20 protein-coding genes are annotated in these 23163 nt (G+C 45.1%); 10 read left to right on the forward strand and 10 right to left on the reverse strand.

The window, feature by feature from the left end:
* Positions 1–75: 75 nt before the first annotated feature.
* A complete protein-coding gene (locus ST37_RS17670) occupies positions 76–309 on the forward strand; it encodes a YdcH family protein (RefSeq protein ID WP_084888868.1) in 234 nt (77 codons plus the stop codon).
* Between the two features lie 215 nt (positions 310–524).
* On the opposite strand, the gene ST37_RS17675 is transcribed toward ST37_RS17670, so the two are convergent.
* The 5 genes from ST37_RS17675 to ST37_RS17695 form a co-directional block, all read right to left on the reverse strand.
* Complete coding sequence (locus tag ST37_RS17675; RefSeq protein ID WP_084888869.1) at positions 525–1121, reverse strand: SOS response-associated peptidase family protein; 597 nt, start codon at positions 1119–1121, stop codon at positions 525–527.
* Positions 1122–1156: 35 nt separating this feature from the next.
* Complete coding sequence (locus tag ST37_RS17680) at positions 1157–2809, reverse strand: FapA family protein (protein ID WP_084888870.1); 1653 nt, start codon at positions 2807–2809, stop codon at positions 1157–1159.
* A gap of 140 nt (positions 2810–2949) precedes the next feature.
* Complete coding sequence (locus tag ST37_RS17685; RefSeq protein WP_084888871.1) at positions 2950–5061, reverse strand: GNAT family N-acetyltransferase; 2112 nt, start codon at positions 5059–5061, stop codon at positions 2950–2952.
* Between the two features lie 138 nt (positions 5062–5199).
* Positions 5200–6174, reverse strand: a complete 975-nt coding sequence (locus ST37_RS17690) for a ParB/RepB/Spo0J family partition protein (protein WP_084888872.1) — start codon at positions 6172–6174, stop codon at positions 5200–5202.
* A gap of 6 nt (positions 6175–6180) precedes the next feature.
* Entirely contained in the window at positions 6181–7398 is a 1218-nt protein-coding gene (locus ST37_RS17695; RefSeq protein ID WP_084888873.1) for a ParA family protein, read from the reverse strand.
* A gap of 1262 nt (positions 7399–8660) precedes the next feature.
* Between ST37_RS17695 and ST37_RS17700 the strand changes: the two genes are divergently transcribed.
* Positions 8661–10628 carry a replication initiator protein RctB domain-containing protein gene (locus tag ST37_RS17700; protein ID WP_084888874.1) on the forward strand — a complete coding sequence of 656 codons (1968 nt, stop codon included), beginning with the start codon at positions 8661–8663 and terminating at the stop codon, positions 10626–10628.
* A gap of 198 nt (positions 10629–10826) precedes the next feature.
* On the opposite strand, the gene ST37_RS17705 is transcribed toward ST37_RS17700, so the two are convergent.
* Complete coding sequence (locus ST37_RS17705) at positions 10827–11294, reverse strand: hypothetical protein (RefSeq protein ID WP_084888875.1); 468 nt, start codon at positions 11292–11294, stop codon at positions 10827–10829.
* A gap of 318 nt (positions 11295–11612) precedes the next feature.
* On the opposite strand from ST37_RS17705, the gene ST37_RS17710 reads away from it, so the two are divergent.
* The 5 genes from ST37_RS17710 (at position 11613) to ST37_RS17730 (ending at position 15526) form a co-directional block, all read left to right on the forward strand.
* Positions 11613–11810, forward strand: coding sequence for a hypothetical protein (locus ST37_RS17710; protein WP_084888876.1), 198 nt, complete (start codon positions 11613–11615; stop codon positions 11808–11810).
* Between the two features lie 200 nt (positions 11811–12010).
* Positions 12011–12217, forward strand: a complete 207-nt coding sequence (locus ST37_RS17715) for a DUF3283 family protein (protein WP_084888877.1) — start codon at positions 12011–12013, stop codon at positions 12215–12217.
* Positions 12218–12328: 111 nt separating this feature from the next.
* The gene (locus tag ST37_RS17720) at positions 12329–13045 is read left to right on the forward strand and encodes a YebC/PmpR family DNA-binding transcriptional regulator (RefSeq protein WP_084888878.1); all 717 of its coding nucleotides are present in this window, start codon (positions 12329–12331) and stop codon (positions 13043–13045) included.
* 71 nt (positions 13046–13116) lie between these two features.
* The gene (locus tag ST37_RS17725) at positions 13117–14001 is read left to right on the forward strand and encodes an NAD(P)-dependent oxidoreductase (RefSeq protein WP_084888879.1); all 885 of its coding nucleotides are present in this window, start codon (positions 13117–13119) and stop codon (positions 13999–14001) included.
* A gap of 103 nt (positions 14002–14104) precedes the next feature.
* The gene (locus tag ST37_RS17730) at positions 14105–15526 is read left to right on the forward strand and encodes a DASH family cryptochrome (protein ID WP_084888880.1); all 1422 of its coding nucleotides are present in this window, start codon (positions 14105–14107) and stop codon (positions 15524–15526) included.
* A gap of 31 nt (positions 15527–15557) precedes the next feature.
* Here the strand turns inward: ST37_RS17730 and ST37_RS17735 are convergent, their stop codons facing one another.
* Entirely contained in the window at positions 15558–16427 is an 870-nt protein-coding gene (locus ST37_RS17735) for a glycerol kinase (protein ID WP_084888881.1), read from the reverse strand.
* A 144-nt stretch (positions 16428–16571) separates the two neighbouring features.
* Here ST37_RS17735 and ST37_RS17740 point away from each other — a divergent pair, with 144 nt between their 5' ends.
* From ST37_RS17740 to ST37_RS17750, 3 genes are all read left to right on the forward strand, one after another.
* On the forward strand, positions 16572–17552 hold the full coding sequence (locus tag ST37_RS17740; RefSeq protein WP_084888882.1) for a M23 family metallopeptidase: 981 nt from the start codon (positions 16572–16574) through the stop codon (positions 17550–17552).
* Positions 17456–17884, forward strand: a complete 429-nt coding sequence (locus ST37_RS17745) for a polymer-forming cytoskeletal protein (RefSeq protein WP_084888883.1) — start codon at positions 17456–17458, stop codon at positions 17882–17884. Before ST37_RS17740 ends, ST37_RS17745 begins: the two co-directional genes overlap by 97 nt.
* Before the next feature lie 65 nt (positions 17885–17949).
* Positions 17950–18390 (forward strand): DUF2141 domain-containing protein, encoded by a 441-nt coding sequence (locus ST37_RS17750; protein WP_172401036.1) that lies wholly within the window; start codon positions 17950–17952, stop codon positions 18388–18390.
* Between the two features lie 61 nt (positions 18391–18451).
* Here the strand turns inward: ST37_RS17750 and nhaD are convergent, their stop codons facing one another.
* From nhaD to ST37_RS17765, 3 genes are all read right to left on the reverse strand, one after another.
* Positions 18452–19813 carry a sodium:proton antiporter NhaD gene (nhaD, locus tag ST37_RS17755; protein WP_242426356.1) on the reverse strand — a complete coding sequence of 454 codons (1362 nt, stop codon included), beginning with the start codon at positions 19811–19813 and terminating at the stop codon, positions 18452–18454.
* A gap of 199 nt (positions 19814–20012) precedes the next feature.
* Positions 20013–22382, reverse strand: coding sequence for an ATP-binding protein (locus ST37_RS17760; protein ID WP_084888886.1), 2370 nt, complete (start codon positions 22380–22382; stop codon positions 20013–20015).
* A 70-nt stretch (positions 22383–22452) separates the two neighbouring features.
* The gene (locus tag ST37_RS17765; protein WP_172401037.1) at positions 22453–23139 is read right to left on the reverse strand and encodes a response regulator transcription factor; all 687 of its coding nucleotides are present in this window, start codon (positions 23137–23139) and stop codon (positions 22453–22455) included.
* Positions 23140–23163: the final 24 nt, after the last annotated feature.

A 23163-nucleotide genomic window follows, 5' to 3' on the forward strand; every position in this document is an offset into this window, starting at 1 on the left:
TTGCTTTTTGACAAAGACTACCTACGCTTAAATTGGGTTCCCAAACGACTTCAATTAAATAAGAGGCTACGCACTATGTTAGGAGAAAATCACTCCCTTTTGCACGACTTCCCCGAGTACAAAGATCAGATTCAAACCTTGCTCAACAGTGACAGCAAGTTTGCTGAAGACACCAAAGCTTACAACGCGCTAGATAAAGAAATTCGCACCTTGGAATTAAGAGACTCTCCTATCGATGACATCGAAATGCACCGCCTAAAGGCTCAACGAGCAGACCTAAAAGATGCTCTATTTCATCAGTTAAAATAGAAATCTATTGATAGAGAGGGCTATCAATACGCCCTCTTTTCCCTGCGATACCCAACCTCCTTGCCCCCACAGGCTGCAAATTTCTGCAACTCACTCGCCTGTAGACTGCACACTATAGTAACGCTGCAAAACCATAAATCGCGCTTGAGACTCGAATTTACACTGTAAAGGCAAATATTCGAGAGCATGGTAAAGCATAGATATTAGATTTCGTTCTAAAACAGTGACATTTGTGCACTTGGATTGGCTGGCGCTTCGGTATTTGAAATGATGAAATCTTCATCTGGTAGCACATTAAGCAAATCTGCTCGCTCGTCAATAGTGCCTAGTACCCAAGGCGATATTTGGTCTTGATGAAGAATGAGAGGCATACGGTGATGGTAATGACTGCATTGCTCGGTCGGTGAGCGAGTTAAGGTGACTACATTCCCGTCTACAACAATAGCTGCCATATAAAGAACAGGGCTTTGCCCCTCAAACAAAAACTTTTGCTTTGCTCCTTGTTGCGTCGACCACTCGTACCATCCACTGCAAGGAACAACCACCGGTGAGTGGGCGAACCCATACTTAAACGTTGATTTACTGGCGACAGTTTCGCTTTTAGCATTTATCAATAACTTGGACGACCATGCAGGTTGGACTCCCCACCCTAAGGCCGTGTGCTCCAAGCGATGATTTAATGAAGCAGATACAACAGAGAGCGGCTGTGTTGGTCTAACGTCATTATTAGTGGTTGTCCAAAACTCAATACCTAATGCTTCAGACACTAATTGCGCTAGAGGGTCGGCTATGATGTTGAGTCGTCCACACATACGAATCGTTCCTAATCTGTAGCTTTAGTGAGTCACTATTCAGGCTTTATACTTTGGCGATCGATGTGGTATTTATCGAATGAAAACAAACTGTAATCGTGTTCACTGCGAGTGGTCACCACCTCTTCACCGTAGTGGATGCTGACATGAGTATAGACCTTTTTCAAAACTTCAACGGTGCAGTTTTCTAGATGATCGTTAAGGGTATCTTCTAGTTTCTCTTTACGCCTTTTAGCGACTTCTAGGTTACGTTGGGACTGCTCTCTAAACTCATCAAGAGCTTGAACTTCTTCCTCGGTTCGCTCTGTTTTGGGCTTTTTCTTAAGTTCAATTTCTTTACGCACCACGTCCATGGTTTTTTCTTGAGCCAGGGTGTACGCCTTTTTTGCTTCAGCCAGATCGATAAGGTGCTGTTTGAATGCACCAAACATGTAGACTTCTGTTGCAGCATCGCCTTCGCTGCCCAGCTGCGAGCACAACAGTTTCCCACCCACATTGACCACTCCACCGCTTAATAAGCCGCGGTTTCTTGATTGGTTGAGCACCGTAATGTCACCTTTAGCGGTCAATAACGAGTTAATGCAATGTAGACCTAGCTCGATGTTTTTCCCGCTTTTAATCTGGGCATTCAATGCGTAGCCGGCCACAACGCCTTGTTTAGCGGTCACTTGGCAATTGGACTCATTCCCTGAAACCTGTCCTATTATTCCTTTTGCAGCAGTGACCGTACCGTGAGCCTGAACCGTTGCCGATTCAATAAACCCTGTCACCTTAACGTCGCCAGTGGCTTTCACCACCATACCTGGCTCTATATTGCCTTCGACAACTACATCCCCTTTAAACCCAATGTGACCCGTTGCAACCGACACAGAAGAGAGTAGTAATGCATCGTCTACATCGACACCATTATCACGGACTTTAGGTAAGCCATTTCGGGCCGCAATCATGTACGCGGGGTCTTTCTTCGAGAGACGACTGCCCGCAAACTCGCCATATGGAATATCTTTACCTGGTTTGGGCGCTAAAACGGCTCCTGTCACCGTATAGCCAGGCGTACCCGGTGTTGCTGCAATGCGTTTCATTAACACATCTCCAGGTGAGACAGTGATCTGTTCACCAAAATCTTTCAGGTCGACTTTTCCGGTTTTACTGTTGGAATCAACTTGGGGAGAGAGCACTCGCGTTCGAAAATCTTTGGTCATTGAGATAAAGCGAGTATCTGTTCCTGCGGTGGCGTATTCACCCTTTGCTATTGGCTGAGAAAGTCTTTCACCAGGCTTCAACCTTTTCGCGTCATTCAGCGCTTTGTTTAACGCTCGCTTATTAATGCCCTTAGTTACATGGGCTTTTGATAACGCATCCATGATCATTCCGGGTGTGAGACTTTTGCCTCCATAAGCACCAATAACATGCAAAACGGCCAACAAATCATTATTTTGAAGTTCGATCTCAACTAAGGTGTCGACGCGTTCTGCGATGACCACTTTTTGGCTTTGCAATGTATCACCGGAGTGGATCAGCCCAATAAAGGATTTAACCGCCTCATCATCGACTTTAAATGATTCTGCTCCGACTTCTTGCAACGCATGAGCTAACCCTTGGATATCAATATTGCCTTCACTGTGCTGACTATCGTCAATGATAGCCATCAAATTAGGCTCCTCGATAACCAGGTACTGTGTCCACATTTGATGTTCCTCAAAGGTTGTTTTACACTAAATTTAACCGAATTCTATACTTTATGCTGCGCAAGCGGTCATAAAAATAAAACAAAAGTGTTAAGAAATTTAACGATTTACACTGTAAATCAGAACTTATAGGGTCGACACTACGAGTCCAAGTTCAATTTACAGTGTAAATTCATCCATTCACGAACGATATCACGAAGCATTTGTTCAATCTGTCGAATGCCCGTAACAGGATAACGCTTAACCAGCTGTTCGGTGCTCATGTTCTTGATACACACATCAATGAGTAAAGTTCTAAACTCAATTGTTTGCAACGCTGTAGGATCACATCGCAGTCCTTCAATTACTGACGATCGCACACTTGCAATGCTGTTTCCACCTTGCCCGAACAGTGTCATTAAATGTACGTCATTCTTGGGTATTTGATGAGGCTTAAAGTTACTCAACAAGACAAGCGCTATGTCACTGTCAAGAGCCCCTGTTTCATGACTTAACTGATCAACAAACTGAGACCTAGAAATACGAATAGCCTGCTCTATCCAGTCCATAGGCGTCATCGAGTACAACCAAATTCCTGAGTAGGTGCCGCTACTGTTATCTTTAGACACGCCCATTTTTACAAAGCGAAAACCACAACGCTCCCAGAAGTACACCAAATCCTGAGTGACACCGAAACTGGTAGAAACGAAATCCACCTTACCTCTTTTGCTGTCGATAAGCTGTTCAAGTAAGTACTGCCCTACCCCATGCTTTTGCCAGCGCGGATGTACAGCAATTCTCATTACTCGGCAACTAAGTAATGTAAGCGCTTGCTGTTCGCCTAAGTGATTCGCTAGATTAGCCGCGACAAGATGCCCTTTCGGGCGACGTTGCCCTTTTTGAACATCAGCCACCAAATTTTGATTAACCCCACCCTCATCCACACTGAGCAATACACCTACTACGCGATCTTGGATAGTGGCAACATTAAGAGATATTGCGTCATCGTCCAACAAGTTAAATATATCGTTTGGAGAAGTTTGATAGTGAGCGTTGACTAATAGCCCTACACAAGAAGTAAGAAGCGCAGGATTGATGAGCAACTGTGTCTTATCAATGTTGCTAAAACACAGCTCGTGCTTGTTAACCGACTCTATAGCATCGGACTCCGCAGACAACAAAAATGTCTGGTTAAGCCACTTTTCGAGAGGATCGAGTGGCGCCCAACGCATAGGGTTCTCTAGGTGAAGTTGCTGCCACCCCTTACGATGGTTGTCCAACCATTGCATAAACTTAAGTGTAAACCCTCGCCCGCACCCTTCATATCCGTGGATGGTGGAAGAGTACACCAGTCGATGATAGTGCTCGGCAATCTCTGTCAATATCGGTAATGGAAGTGCTGATGCTTCATCAACAATAACAAGGTCGGCAGATGGCTGAGTATCAATGAGTTCATCAGGCGCGATGAATCGAATCGAGCTATCTTGATATTCAAGTGTAGCTGAGACAGAAATTCCAAGGCTTTCTCTAGCGTACTGAAATAGTGTCTCAACAGCGGCTCGACTGGGTGCAGTAACGATGACTCGACAACGCTGCTTTTTTAGTAGATTGGCCAATGCGAGTCCAATTCCTGATGACTTTCCCCTACCCCGGTCAGCCGTTAGTACCAATGGACGTTTGCGGTGCCCTGTGACAACCTTGTCTAAAGCGGGAACAATGCGTTGTTGCTCTGTGGTGTCACAGCGATAGCGAGAAAATTGTATTTCGGGAAATAAATCTTCAGCTCCTGAAGAAGCCGAAGATGTTCTATTTTCGTCAAAAAAGATTGTAGGTAACCGATCTAACGCGGCACTAAGCCAGATCATCGAATTTGAAGACGGTTCATCTTGAATCGACAAAACCAATAGACCGTTTCCAGCAAGGCAACCTATCGCAGCATTAAATCCATTAGCATCAAACGAGTGATCTAAGCTAATTGCAAGAAACTGACATTCACTTCCAAGCAGCGTGCGAGCCTGCTTGTACATAACATGACGACGAAAAGGTAATGTATTCCAAGCAACGGCAATGGCATCGATGGTGTGAGAATCGAGTATAGAGTCATAGTACGTGCGAACTATGTCAGTCGCCCACTCTGTCGGGCCTTTTAGAACGACAACTGCGCGATGACCGCTGTTTGCGGCTTGCTGATGCAACGAGACAATGCGTTGCAATTCCTGAGCAATTTGAGTCACATTAATACCTTTAACCTGAGAGCTTAATAAGTGTAACACGCAGCTTTCTTAGTGGTCATGATTGTTGTAAGTATTCTGCACTAGCACCCCTTCCAAAAGTGTTGTTCTAATGGCAATAAAAAAGGCTGCGCAAGGCAGCCTCAATCTTTCGATATCTAATAATTAACGCTTAATCCGCTATGACAAAGTCTTTTGCACAAACTCAAGAATCTTTTGACTCAATTCTTCGTCAACAGATTTTAGGTTCAGAGTTAGGGTATTGCCCTTCCTTACATAATCTGCACGGCCTTTAACCAATTGCTGCTTCACATTCGCTTTCGCTGCAGATTTAGGCGCGTGTTCGCCAATCCAGCTGAGAAGCGTTTCTGTTACTTCCTTTGTCACTTGTGTCAAACTAGACAGCTCGACATGCTGCTTATCGACAATCGCTTCGGTTAAGCTTTTCTCAATAATTCTTTTTTGCTGCGATGGTGCGAGTTCAAAGAATTGTTTGTGAAGTTTTACGACTGTCGGACGACCTAGTTCGGTGACGCTAGGGTATGCTTGCAATAACTCAACCGGCAAAGTCGCCGCTTTTAACGCACCAGATACCAATGCTTCACTGCATTGGAACAGTTCGGCCAATCCTTTTTGATCTTGCACTTCACCCGAATCAAGCTTAGCTTGCATTTCGCGGCCTTTTTCGTAAAGTGACAATGGCTTGTGTGCATTGGCCACGTCCGACAAGAACTTAGCGTGTTCTACATTAATGCTTTCCGCGACGTAGACCAGGAAATCTTTGTTGGCCAAAATGCACGACATGCGACGTCGGCTACCATCAAGGACTTCTATTTTACCCTCAGGGGTACGACGACCTACTGCCGGATATTGCTGACCGTGCTCTTTAAGAGTGGTCAAAATATCCGATAACGCGGTTTCATTTAAAAACGATTGTTCACGAGCGTTTTGGTCAAATACAACCGTTGCAGTCTCGATATCAGAGGCTGCAATAGTCGTCAGTTCAAACTCGACTGCGGCTTCCCCAGCTACGGCGAGTTCAATCACCTGAGCTTTCGACTTAGCAGCAGATTGTGCCTGTTCAGGACTGGTTACTCGACGCTTATTTGCTTTGCCGAACAATTTGGCATTTAGTTCGGATGTTTTAATGGCCATCGTAAATTACTCCTGATTTAGTGAATGCCAGTGGCTGTGTAAGACTCGCTCAAGCTCTAATGCGCTTTTCTGCACTGCATCTTGTGCTGTGGCTAATGTCTTTTTGCCCCCTTCAAAATCCGATGCGGTCAGATCGAACACCGTACTATAGGTGTCGGCACAGGTTTCAAACGCTCGACTTCGAGGAATGGTCGCCATCATCACTTGGTCTTGTAGCAAGTAATTCATCTCAGTCAGTACCGATACTTGTTTCTTATTGTCATCTTCAAACATGGTAGGAAGCAACTTAACAAATTCTAAGCCACTCCAATCGTCCGGGAACATTTCGTACACTGTTGGAAGGTGTTGGAAAAAGTTAACCGTAGAAGCCCAATCAAGGCGTTTTGCTGCGCACGGGATCAACAGTGAGTTAGAGGCATACATCGCGTTCCAAACCAATGGATCAACATGCGGACCTGTGTCTATCATGATGATATCAAAGTCGTCTGCGATTCGATCAATGAGCTTTTCTTTCAGTAGCTTAACGATATCCAGTGAGTCACTTTGAGTCAGACTTTGCCACGCATCAGCATTAAACATCGCATCTTCCGGGAAAGCTGAAACGGTCTTTAAATTAGGATACTGAGTCGGCAACAGCACGTTTTTGCGCAAGAATGCGGTATCAACAGTGACCCCCTCAGGAACGTTATCCAGCATAATATCGACAGCTGAATAGATGTTGTCGTGTTCACTAATGCTGATCTGTGGGTTTAAAAACAGACGTAACGACCCTTGAGGATCCAAATCAATAAGGCAGATTCTGTAACGTTTATCTAAGTTTAATGCTAGACAAGCAGCCAAATGTACAGCAGTCATTGACTTACCGGTACCGCCCTTTTGATTTTGAACGTTCACCACCCATGGCTTATTGCCAACACTTTGCTTACGCTCGTGAAACTTGGGTACGCCAGCAGCATCCATCAGGTGATGCGCTTCTTGTAGAGAAATTGAATAGTGATTAGCATTATTCTTAGTAAACTGGTGTCCGTCTTGTTCAAGTTTAGAAATTGCATCATCGAGTTTTCGGCGCGTCAGCCCTGAACGGGTTTCCATTAACGCTTTGGACATAGGAGGAAAATGCTCATCTGAGCGCTCTTCTAATACTATCTCGATACGATCGGCTTGAACTTGCTGAGTTTGCTCGGCAAGCCGAGCTAAATTTTCTATCGTTTGTTGTCGCTTCATATTACATGCCCAATTAACTTTTTATCCATTGTACAGCATTTCTTTAACCAAACAACGAAATGGTGCACACCTCTAAATTTTTACCAATAGTATCAAAAAACTGATTTTTAGCTCAATCAATATGAGGTATGAATTTGGTACAAATGGGGTCAATCGCACATTATATCAGCAAAACATCATCCTCTTTTTGACTAACATTATGCTCAAATCTACACAGATTTAAACTGTTACGGTGTCACTAAACTTTACACTGTAAACGGTACTCAGAGTATGACTAGTTAGCCAATGTACAATTAAGTCGGAAGCATAATAAACATACGATAAATTACAGTCGATGTCACTTTGACTTAGAAAGCAGAGACAAGTTGCGTGGTGCTCAGTAACTATGGACGTATACACCAACAAGAGCAGGAACGATGATCAAGGTAATACTTGATCATGCTTTCGGATCGATTTGGGGCTAAATACGAAGGTCCGAAACGATGATCAAGGAAAATATTATGCTATTACAGAGCAGGGCAGTCTCAGACACTTAAACATTGCAGTCGGAACGATGATCAAGAGAGTACAATTAACGGAAGCATGTAAATCTCCAGCCAAATTACGGTCAATGTTATATACAGCGGGGGCTGAGAGGATCCAAACGAGATCTTCATTAAGCGTATTCCGATCTTCATTTTTCCAGTATAACCACTGGCATCTCTTGATCAGGCTTCCGAATTGACTATTTCTATATAGAAAAGATGCATTTACCTACGACGATGGTGATAAAGACTAGCTGGCTATCGACGGTAGTGTAAACAAACAGCAATCACAATTGTTTGAGGCATTATCAACGTCTTGATCATCGTTCCGAACCGGTGCATGCAAGCTGTCCCAAGGGGCAAAGTGGCAACGATCACACTTCTACTGTGGATAACCTGTGACGTATACATGATCATTGTTTCGTAAGCCGCTTGATCATGACTCCTAAATCCAGTGATCATCGTTCCCGTGAAGATTGATCATGCTTACGGAGTTAGCTTGATCACCGTTTCAAAAGCGTCTTGATCATCTTTCCGACCACACTTAAAATTAACACTCATAAATACAAAGACTTAGGATAATTTTCGCTCCCGGATCATTAGATCAGATTTATCAATATAGATCAGTTAATCAAATAAGATCAGTATTATAGAAACAATAATAAGTGCTTTATTTATCTGTGGATCCCCGTTAGAGTACTCGGAACAATGACATCTTTACAAAGTCAGTCAAATAGAATGAGCAAACCGGAAAAGATCTTAATCAAGCTACCTCGCAGTCACAAGGATGGACATTTATTTGAAATCAATGACCAAGCTATCGACTGGATCACTCAGTATCAACACTTTAAGGGTGTGACTAAAAGTATTGTTGAACTACTGAATTTAATTTCTCTCAACGGTATGACATCAATCGATGGCCTAGTGTCGACAACCCAAATTATTGATGCGACGGAAGGGCAACTGACTCGAGCAGCAATCCAGCAACGACTTCGTGCAGCGGTAAACGTTGGTTTGTTCGAACAAATTCCAGTACGGTTTGAGACAGGTCTAGCGGGTAAAACGATGCTGCATCGATTCATCAACCCGTCGAAACTGGTGACTGTGTTGGGAACTCAGGTGTTGAATACTGAGTCCACTAAACAGACTCAAAAACAGAAAAAGTCTAAGGCCCTCGCACAAAACCTCGTAAATAAACAGCTGCTTACAGAGCATGGTTTACCTACGCCACCTTCAATGCGCAACGAAGCCGACCAGTTTGTTGTTTCGCCGACTAACTGGGCAGGTATCATTGACCAAGCATTGGCGCCACCGCGGACTCGTAAAAGTTATCAGAAATCACTAGTGTCAATTTCGGGAACACGCGCAGTGATTGAAACACGCTCGTCAAAGAACATTATGACTGTCGACGATCTGATGACGCTATTTGCCTTGTTTACATTGACAGTGCAGTATCACGATCATCACAAAGATGAATACCACATAGATGTTAAGACGCCGCCAAATAAGACGCCGTTGTATATCACCGATATTTTGTCGATTCGAGGCAAGAAAGACAGTGGGCCAGCACGGGATTCTATCCGTGACAGTATTGATCGAATTGAATTCACCGATTTTCAGTTGCACGAGCTTACTGGGCAATGGCTCAGTGAGAATATGCCAGAGGGCTTTAAGAGTGATCGATTCCGCTTTCTCGCTAGAACGATCACCGCTTCAGAAGAAGCACCAATTGAAAGTCAGACTGGCGAGATCAAGATCAAACCCAATCTGTACATATTGGTGTGGGAGCCTTCGTTTTACGAAGAGCTGCTAACCAAAGATTATTTCTTTTTGTTTCCACCAGAGATCTTGCGCCAACACTCGTTGATCTTTCAGCTGTACTCGTTCTTCCGTAGTCGACTGTCTCGTAAGTATCGTGAAAACATGACCTTAAGCGAGTTGAACCAAAAACTCAGTCGAAATATTGAATGGCGTCGATTCTCTATGGATATGATTAGAGAATTGAAACGTCTCGCAAAAGACCCAGTCACTGAAAGCATGATCAAGGTGAATCTCTGGGGCTATCATTTGACGATCACGCCAATTGAGTCGGATCTAAAACTAAAAGACTACCAGTTTGATATAGAGTGCCACGCCGATGAGGTGCTGAAGTACGCTCGCGCTAAGATGAAAAATCAGGGCAAGCGGAACATGGCACCAACACTTCCAAACCCATTACGTCACGAGATTGTGTCGAAGAAGAAGCTGGAAGAGTTAAGTGAAGTGATCGATGGTGAGTTTGAACCGATCAAGCGTAAAGCCACTAAATCGGGTCGCTTAGGACGTCGTGTGAAATTGAAGAAGCACCTCGTCGAGATAAATGCAGAAGAGATCACGATAACATTGACCAAGTATACCTCGTCAGAAGCGCTAGAACGCAGTATAACAGCGTTGTCCGCTATGACAGGTCACCCAGCCTCGATAGTTGAACAAGAGTGCTTAGAGTTGATTGAGAAGCTCGATTGGCTAAAAGCCGGAGAGCAGGTTATTTCGTACGATAAGCTTAGTGAGGTCATAGACCTATTCCAGCAAAGCAATCAGGACAAGCACATGACCATAGAAAAGCTGATTGGTGGGTTGGCCGTGCGCCGCAAGGTGTGTCGCAATATTGCTGATGGTCATTACGATGAAAGCGTGATGATTGCGTTACAAGATATTGCAGGGTAGGGGTCTTACCTTGGGTTAGCACGCAACTGACGACACATTGACATTTGGGTCGAATTCAAAACTTAAAATGACGTTGAGTTCAGCCTTTTTCATTGTACCCAAGTGTTGGCTCATTAATACCAATCGAAGTCATTCACTGATCAGGTAATTGCTTAGGTTGCTATTAATTACATTCATAGTTTATTTTTGGGCGAGGTTTCATACCTCGCCATTTTTTTGCTTGTACGGATAGCGTGTCATGAACTTTACATGCGCTTCTATCTGATCGAACTGTTCCTGCTTCCACTCTTCCCCTTGTTCGCTACAAAACTCTAACGCCAATATGATCAATTGATCCAAACGCTGCACGCACCAAGTTTTAATTTCGATGTCGACGTCGCAATCACTGGCAACTTGTTGCAATTTAGCGATGGCAAAATTGAGGTATTGGTATGAGTCGTCTGGATGACCGGTTGAGCTAAAATGTTGATGAGCACGCAGACAACCATCGAGCCAACAGGTTAACCCTTTTTGTTGGAAAGACGAGAGGGCAGGTCCCCAAATTTCATTGGGAGGAGATTGCAGCAACGGTAAGAGATCTTCTACTTGATCATGCTTCCGAGATTGATACCAATTTGACACGGCTTCTTGCCACAGCTCTTTGTTAAGAGACGGCTTTGAAATCATTTCGCACACCTTCGACGCTAAATAAAGGGAACCGACTAGACGTATTCTCTACTTTAGTCCCTTCAAATCGTCATGCTAGGTTCATAATTGCGACACATTCAAAGTTGTAAACTGTGTCCGAGCTCACGCCCAGATTTGCGACTGCGAATTTCTTAAACCTACCGCGAAATTTACTCGGGGGCAACGAATATCCATCGTGTAAATAGGGTTTATTGTGAGAGTTTCTATGAGCTCACATTTCGCGATTAATCGGCTTTTCTAAGCCGTGTTGTATTGATATCTATAACTCGAGAAAACAACCTAACGAGGAGATGAATCATGTCTATCAATTCGATTAATCATGACGACATTTCAAACATTGCTGAAAAGTGGACACCCGTTGACGATACGCCGAAAACGCGGTCTGACCGACGCGTTAAATCTGCCGTCGCTCGTAGACGTATCGAAGCGCTTCAAGAGATCAAAGAAAGTGGTTTGACGATTGAAGAAGCACGCGAATTGGGTTTAATTCACTAAAGGAATGTCTGTGACTGTCTATAATTGACACCAAGCAGTGGCAACATTGCTTGGTTTTCCATTTCGGTCACCCCACGCGCATTATATCTTGTTGCCCAGTTTACACTATAAATACCGCATCGAGAGCAGCAGTTACCCTCACCTCATTTTGTGTTAAACTTCTCTCCCTAACATACTCACAGCTAAGATACCCTCAACATATGGCTTTTAATCTATCGCTTCTGCCAGCCGACGAAAAAAACGCAATCGAACTCGATAAACAAGCGTCCTATATCGTATGGCAAATCAAAAATGGCAAAGTAGGAAATGAAGCGCTTCGCGATGCTCAACAAAAACTGTCTCCGCAGCAGAGTGCGATTTTTGACAGCAGCGTCAGTAAGTACAAATCGATGTTAGGTGTGCAGTAATTCGTTTTTGGGTCTAGAAATCGAGCTTTGCTTCGCATTTTTAGACTGGTCAATCTAAAGCGCGTTTTGATATCATGCGCGCATTGTATGTAAAGATGAGAGATACCCCAAATGGGAAGAAGTTTTGAAGTGCGCAAAGCCTCGATGGCGAAAACACAAGGCGCAAAAATCAAAGTCTATTCAAAGTACGGTAAAGAGATCTACATGTTAGCCAAGAACGGCGGCAGTGATCCTGATACAAACCTGTCTCTGAAACACTTAATCACTAAAGCAAAACGCGACCAAGTACCTGGCCATGTTATCGACAAAGCGATCGATAAAGCGAACGGCGGTGGTGGTGAAGACTACCAACCGGCACGTTATGAAGGCTTTGGCCCAGGTGGCGCGAGTGTGATTGTTGATTGTCTAACAGATAACGGCAATCGTACGTTCCAAGATGTACGTCAGTGCTTTGTTAAAACAGGCGCAAAGATTGGTAGCCCAGGCACGGTTTCACACATGTTTGATCACCAAGCTGTCTTCCAGTTCAAAGGCGACGATGAGGAAGCTGTCCTTGAAGCTTTGATGATGGACGACGTCGATGTGACAGACATTGAACTCGACGATGGCGTGATCACTGTCTTTGCTCCTCACACAGAGTTTTTCAAAACGAAAACCGCATTAGGGGCAAACTTCGCTGACGTTACTATGGACGTCGAGGAGATCACTTTTGTTCCTCAAACCCATACTCCAGTAACGGGTGAGGACGCTGAAAAATTTCAGAAGTTTTTAGATATGTTGGACGACTGTGATGATGTTCAGCAGGTATATCATAACGCTGAATTATAGATTGAAAGAAAGCCGAGCACCCGCTCGGCTTTTTTCGTTTTGGTCAGACTAGGATTTACAAGGAGAGGGCAGTGAAGGTTACATTTCTAGGGCTTGGAGTGATGGGATTCCCAATGGCAGGGCACTTAGCTGCAGCAGGGCACGATGTGACGGTGTATAACCGAACTCAGAGCAAAGCAAAGCAGTGGTGTAAAGAGCATACTGGACGTTGGGCTGCAACTGTCGCAGAGGCCGTAGAAGACGCTCAGGTGGTATTTAGTTGTGTGGGTAATGACGATGATGTGCGCTCAGTGACGACAGGCCCTGAAGGCGCGTTTTCGGCAATGACTAAAGGTGCCATTTTTGTGGATCATACCACGACGTCCGCAGAGTTAGCGCTAGAGCTAAACGCTGCCGCCAAACCGCTAGGTATTCGTTTTATGGATGCGCCGGTGTCTGGTGGGCAAGCGGGTGCCGTAAGTGGCATGTTAACCGTCATGTGCGGCTCAGACCCTTGTCTTTTCTCGACCCTTGAACCGGTGTTTGAAGCTTACGCTAAGTCTTCGGTTATGATGGGTGATGTTGGCCAAGGTCAACGTGCAAAGATGGTCAATCAAATCTGTATCTCTGGCGTGTTAGCGGGTTTATCTGAAGGATTGTTGCTGGCGCAAAAATCTGGGCTTGATATTGAAGCTCTTATGCACTGCCTTAAAAATGGTGCAGCGGGATCGTGGCAGATGGAAAATCGTGGTTTATCGATGAACTACGACAAGTTTGATTTTGGTTTTGCTGTTGAGTGGATGATTAAAGATCTTGGCATCTGTGCAACTGAAGCGCGTAAACACGGCTTAGGGTTAGCATTGACAGAAAAAACCTTGCATGATTATCAAGCTCTAGCAGCCCAAGGGCATGGCAGAGATGATACCTCTGTGTTGATCAAAGCGATTGCAGAGCAGTCCAAAGTACCTAAAAAATAATAGATTGCCGTGGAGCCTTGTCCGCGGCGCTATAACTTCTGAGTAATCCAAAGCACCTCACAAAGCGTACAACCGTAATAAACCTTTATTACGAGTGCGCTTTATGCCCCTTTCAGCCACCTCACCGTCAACTATCACCGCTCGACGTGGCCTTTTTGTGTTCACTCATGATTTGCGAGTGTGTGATAATCGAGCCCTTAGCGCATTGGCCTCCCAGGTCGATGTACTTGATGCAGTGTACGTATTGGAACCGAGCACTGTTAACTTCCGCAGCGCCTCTCGAGGGGCTCTCCCAGCGTTATATCTCGATGCAACTCTCAAACAGCTGGACGCAGCATTGCAGCCTTTTGGCCAACGCCTCGTGGTAGAACAAGGGGCATGGACAGAGACTATTATTGCGCTTTGTCTTCGACATCGCGTGACGCATGTTGGGGTCAGTGCAGCGTTTGGTTTTGATGAGTCCGTACGCCAAGCTGCATTAGCAAGAGCATTGCAAGAATTGAATATTGCACTCATTACCGTCGATCAGCATTCGCTGTTTGACAAGGGGCACTGGCCCGTCGTGTCTCACCCACATCAGTTTAGCTTTAGCCAGTTCCGCCGCTTTATTGAACGCGCGAGTCTTAGCGTAGGTGGTGTATACACACCCACACACTTACCTGCACCAATGGCGAATTCTACTTTTACGAACAGTGAGCGAAGTGCTGCTGGCACGCAAAGCCACAGTGCATCAGTATGGGTTGCGAAAGCGGGCTGCATAGAAGGAAAAAAGCATCTAGTCGGTTATTTTGGCAGTGACTTACCGCAAGTTTACAAGCAAACGCGCAACGCAATAGACGATTGGGATTCGTCCACCAAATTGAGCCCTTGGCTGGCGTTGGGTAGCCTATCGGTGCGTCAAGTATTGCGTGAACTAAAACAGCATGAACACCGTTTCGGCAAAAACGATTCGACACAGTGGATCCAAGTAGAGCTGTTGTGGAGAGAGTATTTTCATTGGCAAATGCACCACGCTGGACCTGAGTATTTTTCAGTATCAGGTGTCAATCGACAGCCTAGTGAGAGCCGCCAAAGCACGGCCGATTTTAAAAATTGGAGTTTGGGGAAAACGCCTTATCCCATTGTAAATGCGATCATTAAGCAGCTCAATCAAACGGGGTACATCTCCAACCGAGCGCGACAAATTGCTGCCAGTTGCTGGGTTAACGAGTATCAGGGAGATTGGCGCTGGGGTGCTGCTCATTACCAACAGCAGCTACTCGACTATGACGTCGCGATTAACTGGGGCAACTGGCAATACATTGCGGGCGTAGGGTTTGATAAAAAAGGAGGAAGACATTTCAACTTGGGTAAACAAACGCAGTTGTTTGACCCGCAAGGTCATTATATCCAACGTTGGGCGCCCACATCGTATCAAGATATTGAGCAAAAGGGGCACGCGTCAATCGTGCCAAAAAGGTCAGGTGAGTCTAATCGTGTAGAGAGTGACAGTCCACAATTAGGGCTGCCATTGTCGTTTGGTTGAACCCTTAACATTGCTATATTAGACAGGTTTATTAGTACGCTTTAATACCGTATTGGCGAAGGCGTTTTGGCAATAGGTCGTCCAACTGCTCAATCTCATCGGCAAATAGCTCAATCAAATCGAGGTCATTGCTCTGATACAACGAAAGCAACGCGTCTCGCTCTGGAGATGGCTGGCTGCAATTAAAAGGCCAATACTGCAAGTACAAATTTGCTTGAGGTAAATAGAAATCGCACCACTCTTCTTGTTCGATCGGTAACTGGCGTGCATAGGCGTGGGTGACTCCGGCCATGTACAGCCAGTTATCCAAAATAAGCTCGCCTTCAGTTCTTACGTAGTGACCATCAAGGGTGCGATGTTTTGCTTCAAATTTTTTCCTAAACTCACTGATGGAATGATCGGTTGCTAGCTTTGCAGACTCTTGGCCGGTAAACTCTCGCACCGTTTGCACCAATCGAGGGTGACGTTGAATTGATGGGTGCCACAGCGCATAGTCATTGTCGTCATGTTTTTTCTGCTGACCACCTGCACGTTTTCCATGATCAGTCACGCGCCAACCCGAGTCTGTTTTGGCTAGCCAACCTAACTCTTTAAGCAACAAGTTGATCTTTTTTGCCGCAAGGGAGAAATGATCACCCAGAGCTGTCGCTGTCATTAAGGGGTGATTTTGCCACGCATGATCAATAAATAGAGTTCTTGGCCACGCTATGTATTTACCATAGGTCGGATGATCTTTATACTGCCCACCAAATCGCTCTCCAAGATAAGTGAGTACCCAACGGGACTTACCTTTGGTTGACTGTCGGTATAAGTACCCGGCTTGTTGCAACTGGTCAAACAGTTGCGCCGCCTCAAGCTGCTTGGTTTTGGCCAGTGCAGTGGTTGAGAGCATCGAATCCATATAGTTCCCCCCTTTTATGCCTATTGCTATTGTATGTGGCGTTGGTGGGGTTTGAACAGCACTACAGAGCAAGTTTCCTCAATTTGGCGACGATTACCCAGTTGAGACGCTTTGAACGTGCCATAAGATAAGTACCATCATCGTATGAAACAACATGTCATCGTTTCCATATCTACCGTCGAAGGATCGCGACACTACCAATTGGGTAAGTGGGTTCGACGCAGCCTAAAAGGGTTGGGTTATTTGACCTTACTAGGATTGGTCGCCATTGGCGGAGTCATTTTTCACCTAATGGATGAGATTGACTTAAGTAAACTGCGCCATGATCAACTGCGCAACGAGTCACAGGCGCTTAACGAAGAGTTAGTGGATCTTAAGTCTCTCAAACAAGTGCTTGAGCAAGATCTGGTTGAGCGAGAGCAAGACATCCTCGAACGAGAAGATCGACTATTGAGTGTATCTGAACGGCTTGGCGATCTTGAAGTCGTACTTGGTGTGGCGAATACAGGAGGGGATGTCGATAGTGAAATTGAAGCCCGCCTCGATACCGCAGCCATTACCTCGACAGTTAGAACACATATGCTAACACTTATTCCCTCGGGCTCCCCTGTTGGTGACGAGCGAATTTCGTCAAAATATGGCTATCGAATCCACCCTGAAACCAAGCAAAAGCGGTTACATCGTGGCATCGATTACGCAGTGAATATCGGAACCCCGATATACGCTCCTGCTGACGGCGTAGTGGAAGTGGTTAGGCCAAGTAATACGGGCTCTGGAAATTTTATTCGCTTACAGCACGCTTATGGCTTTAGCAGCTCCTATTCTCACCTGCAGAAATTTGCGGTAAAGTCAGGCAGCTTTATTCAAAAGGGACAATTGATCGGATATAGCGGCAATAGTGGACTGTCTACTGGGCCCCATTTGCACTATGAAATTCGATTTGTTGGGCGCGCATTGGATCCCATAGACTTTGTCGCTTGGGACGTAGAAAATTTTGACACTATATTTGAAAAGGAACGAGGCATTCGATGGGACTCTTTGGTAAAAATGGTCGAGCTAAGAGTAAGCAGTCAACTACAACTCTCATCGCAGATGGGTGTTTCATCACCGGAGAGCTCCGGTTAGAGACTGATATTCAAGTAGACGGTGAAGTACAAGGTAAAATCCAAGCAGAAAAAACGCTGATCATCAGCCCATCCGGACATTTGGTTGGCGACGGCTATGCCAAACTGGTGATCGTAAACGGTCGTGTAGAAGGGGCATTACACGCCGAAGCGGTTGAGATTCTGCGTCATGGCGCGGTGTCTGGAACGATTTTTACCGATGATTTAAGTATTGAGCGTGGTGGAAAGTTCAATGGTGAAACATTGCCTTACGCTGTCGATGATGGCTATGCCCATAGTAATGAGCCGCTAAGCGAATCGATGGATGAGCAAGATAGCGATAATCGCGACTAACCGGTGATCCAAATTTATGCCGATGCGTAAACAGCATGATAACCGTAATTAACAAGGATTGTTCAATGGACGTTTTATGCTCGCGCATCGTGTCTACAATAGGTATTGCGTCAGTCGCTTTGTTCTATTCACTTTCAGCATTTGCACAACTACAAGTTACTGCCAACGTAACGGGATTCACAAACCCAAAAGGCAATGCCGTGTTTGTGTTGTATGCCGGTAAAAAAGGGTTCGCATCGGATTTAGACACTGCAGTGTCATTGCAAACTCTCCCAATAAAGGGCACTAGCGTATCGGCGACATTTGACGGCCTAAAGGACTCGGACTATGCGCTGTTTGTGTTTCATGATGAAGACAATAATGGTGAGTTTAAAACCAATTGGATAGGTTTCCCGAAGGAAGGTGCGGGTAATTCTAACAACCATCAAGGTATGCCCAGCTTTGCGAAATCAAGCTTTAACCCCGTTGACGTTGATACGCTCGATATCGAGATGTGGTATCCCTAATCAAACCGAAATTCCATTTAAAAAGGTAGAGACAATCTTGTCTCTACCTTTTTTTGTATACCTAGAAGTAAATGGCATTTAACCATAAGTGAACGGCAATACTTGCTGCGTACCCAAGGGCGATGACTGGCATCCACTTTAAATGTCCAAAGAATGTGTATTTCCCATGTGCCGCTCCCATCAGAGCCACACCCGCCGCAGAGCCAATCGACAGTAAACTGCCTCCGACACCGGCAGTTAAAGTAACCAGTAGCCAGTTACCCATAGAAAGATCCGGATTCATGGTTAACACCGCAAACATCACTGGAATGTTATCGACAATCGCCGACAATATACCGACCATCACGTTTGCCCAGATAGGATCCCATTGGGTATACATGATTTCGGATACGATGGTGAGGTAGCCCATTAAGCTTAATCCACCCACACACATCACAACGCCGTAGAAGAACAGCAGCGTATCCCACTCCGCGTGCGAAACACGGCGAAACACATCAAAAGGGACCACTGAGCCAAGCCGTTTTAACGCTGCGGTATCATGATGTGCTTCTGCTCGGGCGCGTTTTTTAGCCAGTGATGCCGGTAAGGTTTTGCGAAGGAAAAACCCAAAAAACTGCAGATAGGCCAGCCCCATCATCATGCCGATGACCGGTGGGAAGTGCAAAAAACCGTGAAAGCCCACGGCCGTAGCGATAGTCAGGATAAATAGTCCTACAATCCGTTTAGCGCCGCGTTTGAGTTCAACATACTCGTGCACCACTTCTGGCTGCTCTTTAGGAACAAACATTGCCATGATCATGGCTGGTATTAAATAGTTCACGACGGATGGAATGAACAGCAGTAAGAAGTCCTTAAACGGCAGATGACCGGCTTGCCATACCATTAGGGTAGTAATATCGCCAAATGGGCTAAAAGCGCCCCCTGCGTTCGCTGCAATGACGATATTGATACAGGCTAAGTTGACAAAGCGATAGTTTTTCCCACCGACTTTAAGTACCACAGCACACATCAGAAGTGCTGTGGTCAAGTTATCGGCAATAGGCGATATGAAAAAGGATAGAATACCGGTGATCCAAAACAGCGAACGGAAATCGAACCCTTTGCTCACTAGCCAAGCTTTTAGAACGTCAAACAGTCGCCTCTCTTCCATGGCAGAGATAAATGTCATGGCCACCAACAGAAACAGCATTAGTTCTGAGTACTCTAAAAGGTTATGCTCAATGGCACTTTGTGCAACCTCTGACATGCCCATTTTTGAAAATGTGAATCCGATAATGATCCAGATTAACCCCGCTGCAAGCAGCACAGGTTTAGATTTGCGTAGCTGCAAATACTCCTCAGCCATAACCAGAGAGTAGGCGGAAACAAAGATTGCGATACAGAGATAACCGGCTGTCGTCTGCGTGAGATCGAAACTGGGCATTGGGCTGGAAGCAAAGGTAAGAGGGCTAAAAAAAACAAACAATAAAAAGAGTAGTTTTAGAGGCATAAACAGGGGTCCACTAGATCTGAGCTTTTAAAGTACTTTAAGGTTAGGGATTAATAAAAACAATGACTTGAAGCGGATCACTTTTTTATTATCTCAGTGGATTATTGTTTGCCTTGCCTCACAAACTAAACGATTATCCCGCAGTATGAGCGACGACATTTTTCAGCGCGTTTTCTAAGTCTGTTGGTTTAAAGGGTTTGAGAATAAAACCATTAAACCCTAGTTGCTCACATTGCGCTTTCGCGGATTGTTGTACATCCGCGGAGAGGGCAATAATAGGAATATGTTTAAACGGTTCGAGTTGACGAATGCGCTGCGCAGCCTGATACCCATCCATTACTGGCATATGCAGATCCATAAAGATAAGATCAATGACGTGCTGCTGCACGGCATCAATCGCTTGAGCACCATCACCGACTATAATCGACTCAACCCCAAGGTTTTTGAGCATACGCTCTATGACAAGCTGGTTCATCAACACATCTTCAGCGACCAATACCTTAAGTTTCATTGACGTCAACGAGAGGCTATTTGCCGTTTGTTGTTTCTGTGCATTTGTCGAAGTCGAAATGCAATTCTGGACTGTGGTGAGTAACTTAAGCTTGGTGAATGGCCAAGGCAGGTGCGTTACAGTGCCCCAGTGGTTATCTTTTCTGTTTTGCTCAAAGGCGTACAGCGGCCCAATAAACACCAGCGGTATGCTGCGCGATATTGAATGTGGCTGAGTATGTGTAGCAGCATGATGGTCAACGATCAGTAGAGAACATGACTCGAGATGCTTGCTTACCTTTATATTCAGCTGCTTGAGCAGCATAAGGCAATGATTATATTGATGCTTATCAGTTAACTGTAGCCCAACTTGAACATAAGGGTCTGAGTAAACTCGGTCAGAAAATACCTCTGGTTGCGCTGATGCATCCGGTACTTTTAGTGGCAGAGTGAGTGTGGCCTGACTTCCCCCACCCAGTCGGCTTTTGATGGTGATTTCACCGTCGAGCAGCTGAGCGTATTTTTGTGAAATGGCCAATCCAAGGCCAGTACCTCCAAAGGTTCTTGTGGTGGAATTGTCGGCTTGGATAAAGGGGTCAAAGACTCTATCGATTTGCTCTTCACTCATTCCTATGCCGCTGTCGTTAACGGAAAAGTGAACGTGAGTCGGCGTTGCAGATACCTGCAATGTGATGGTGCCTTGCTGGGTGAACTTGATCGCGTTACTTAGCAAGTTGAGCAGGATTTGACGTAATTTTGCTGCATCCGATAGTAGCGTTACAGGCACGTTCTCATCGATAATAACATCGTAATTGAGAGATTTTTCCTCTGATGACAGTCGAGTAACGCCGATGACAAAATCTATCTTTTCACCAAGATTAACCGCACTTAAGTCGATGACACTTTGTCCTGAGTCGACCTTAGACCAATCTAGAATGTCGTTGATGATGGACATTAATGCGTTGGCAGAGCGCAGTGACATATTGGTGTAGTTGCCTTGGGTGTCGTTTAGTTCTGTCGCTTGAAGCAAATGACAAAAGCCAATAATCCCATTCAATGGCGTTCGTATCTCATGGCTCATATTCGCCAAAAATTGCCCTCGAGCCTCGGTTGCTGCTTCGGCTTGACGCTGGGTTACCTCCAGCACCTCTATCTGCTTTTGCGCTTGAATTACATCGTTGTGGATGCGCTCTTGCATATGGTTGATGGCGTTATTTAAGCTTTTTAGCTCGTGAATTTTTGAACGTAGTTTTAGCCGCCCAAAAGGTTGGCTCGGTGAGTATGTGTTCGCGTAATCACTGAGAATAAAAAGCGGGACAACAATAGAGGAGTATAAAATACGGATCAGCACTACAATGGACACCACCAGCGAAATATTCACTGTCCAACTGATGCTTCTGTATAAGCGAATGTTGTCGATGATAGTCTGTATTTGACCACTATATTTGTCATCCACATCGGTGGCTAGGTGCTGAATGTGCTCAAAGATGCGCTCTTTGATTGTATAGTAATCTGCATTATACAGCATCGCTAAAGCCTCGGTTTTGTTGACATTGGCGAGCGCAATGGCGTCCTTTTCAATAAGGGAGAGGCGGTTGGACAACTGCAATGCTTGATCAAACTCTTGCAAATCAACTTTTACTAAGGGTGGTTGAGTGAGCTGCTCGCGAATGGCGTTTATCTCGGTGGTCGGTAAGACCAATTCACCCCAAAAGTATTTTTGTTTCACGGTGGACAAGATGAGTGGAGACTGCCCTTTGCGAGCTTGCAGAATTTGATCATAATCGTCTGCAAACTCGGGATCCAACGTTACCACGTAGGCGCGAGCAAGCCGGGTAAGGTCTTCTGAACTGGCGGCGAGTTGACGGACAATCAACTGAATGCTTTTCTGCGACTGAGTCAGTTGATTCAACTGACTCAGTTCAGTTTCATACACTTGCTTAGCCACTAAATTGACGGTAAGCAACAACCCCATAAGCGATAAAAATAAAACAAAGTAAGTGCGCAGTGACATAGTAATCTTTATGATCGTTTTAGGGTGAGTATTGTTATTACCGCATGCTTAGCCCACTCACAACGTTAGACTAGCACTCATCACTCAACAGTATATAGCCTTTACCACGTATCGATTTAATCAGCGTCTTGCTTGCGCCCGCTCGGGCTAGCTTAACTTTAATTCGAGAAATGTTAAGGTCAAAGCCGCGGCTTTTACCATCGTATGTAATGCCTTTAATCGCAAGATAAAACTGCTCTCGGGTAATGACTTGGTCATGATGTTGCGCCAAGTAAAACAGAATCTCAAATTCGCTTTCACTTAAGCTTATTGACTGCCCGTTTAGTTGGCACCACTGATTTTTAGCGTTCAGTGCGAGATGGTTTACGTCAACGATGTGTGATTCGCGTTTTTCTGGCGGACTGCTCAGTAGACGTTTTACTCTTTCAATTAATATTTGGCTATCTTTTGACTTAAATACGATGTCGTCTACCCCTTTCTGAAGGGCGCTGATTTCGTTTAGGTCCGACTCGTGACTGGTGTAAAAAACGATAACCCCGTCGAAGGTTGACTTGATACGCTCCAGTACTTCATAGCCGTCTAAAACGGGCAAGCCAATATCTAAAACCACGCACTCTGGGTGAAATTTGTAGATCGCACGTTCGACCTGATCACCTTGATCTACGATGTGAGTAATATACCCAGCATGACTGAATTTTTGGGCAAGCACCGCCGCGGTGATTTTGTCGTCCTCGGCAATTAGCAATGTTTGATTCATCTTTTCCCTTAAACCAGTGTGGAT

The sequence above is a fragment of the Vibrio sp. qd031 genome (assembly GCF_002100145.1).
Classification (GTDB): Bacteria; Pseudomonadota; Gammaproteobacteria; order Enterobacterales; family Vibrionaceae; genus Vibrio.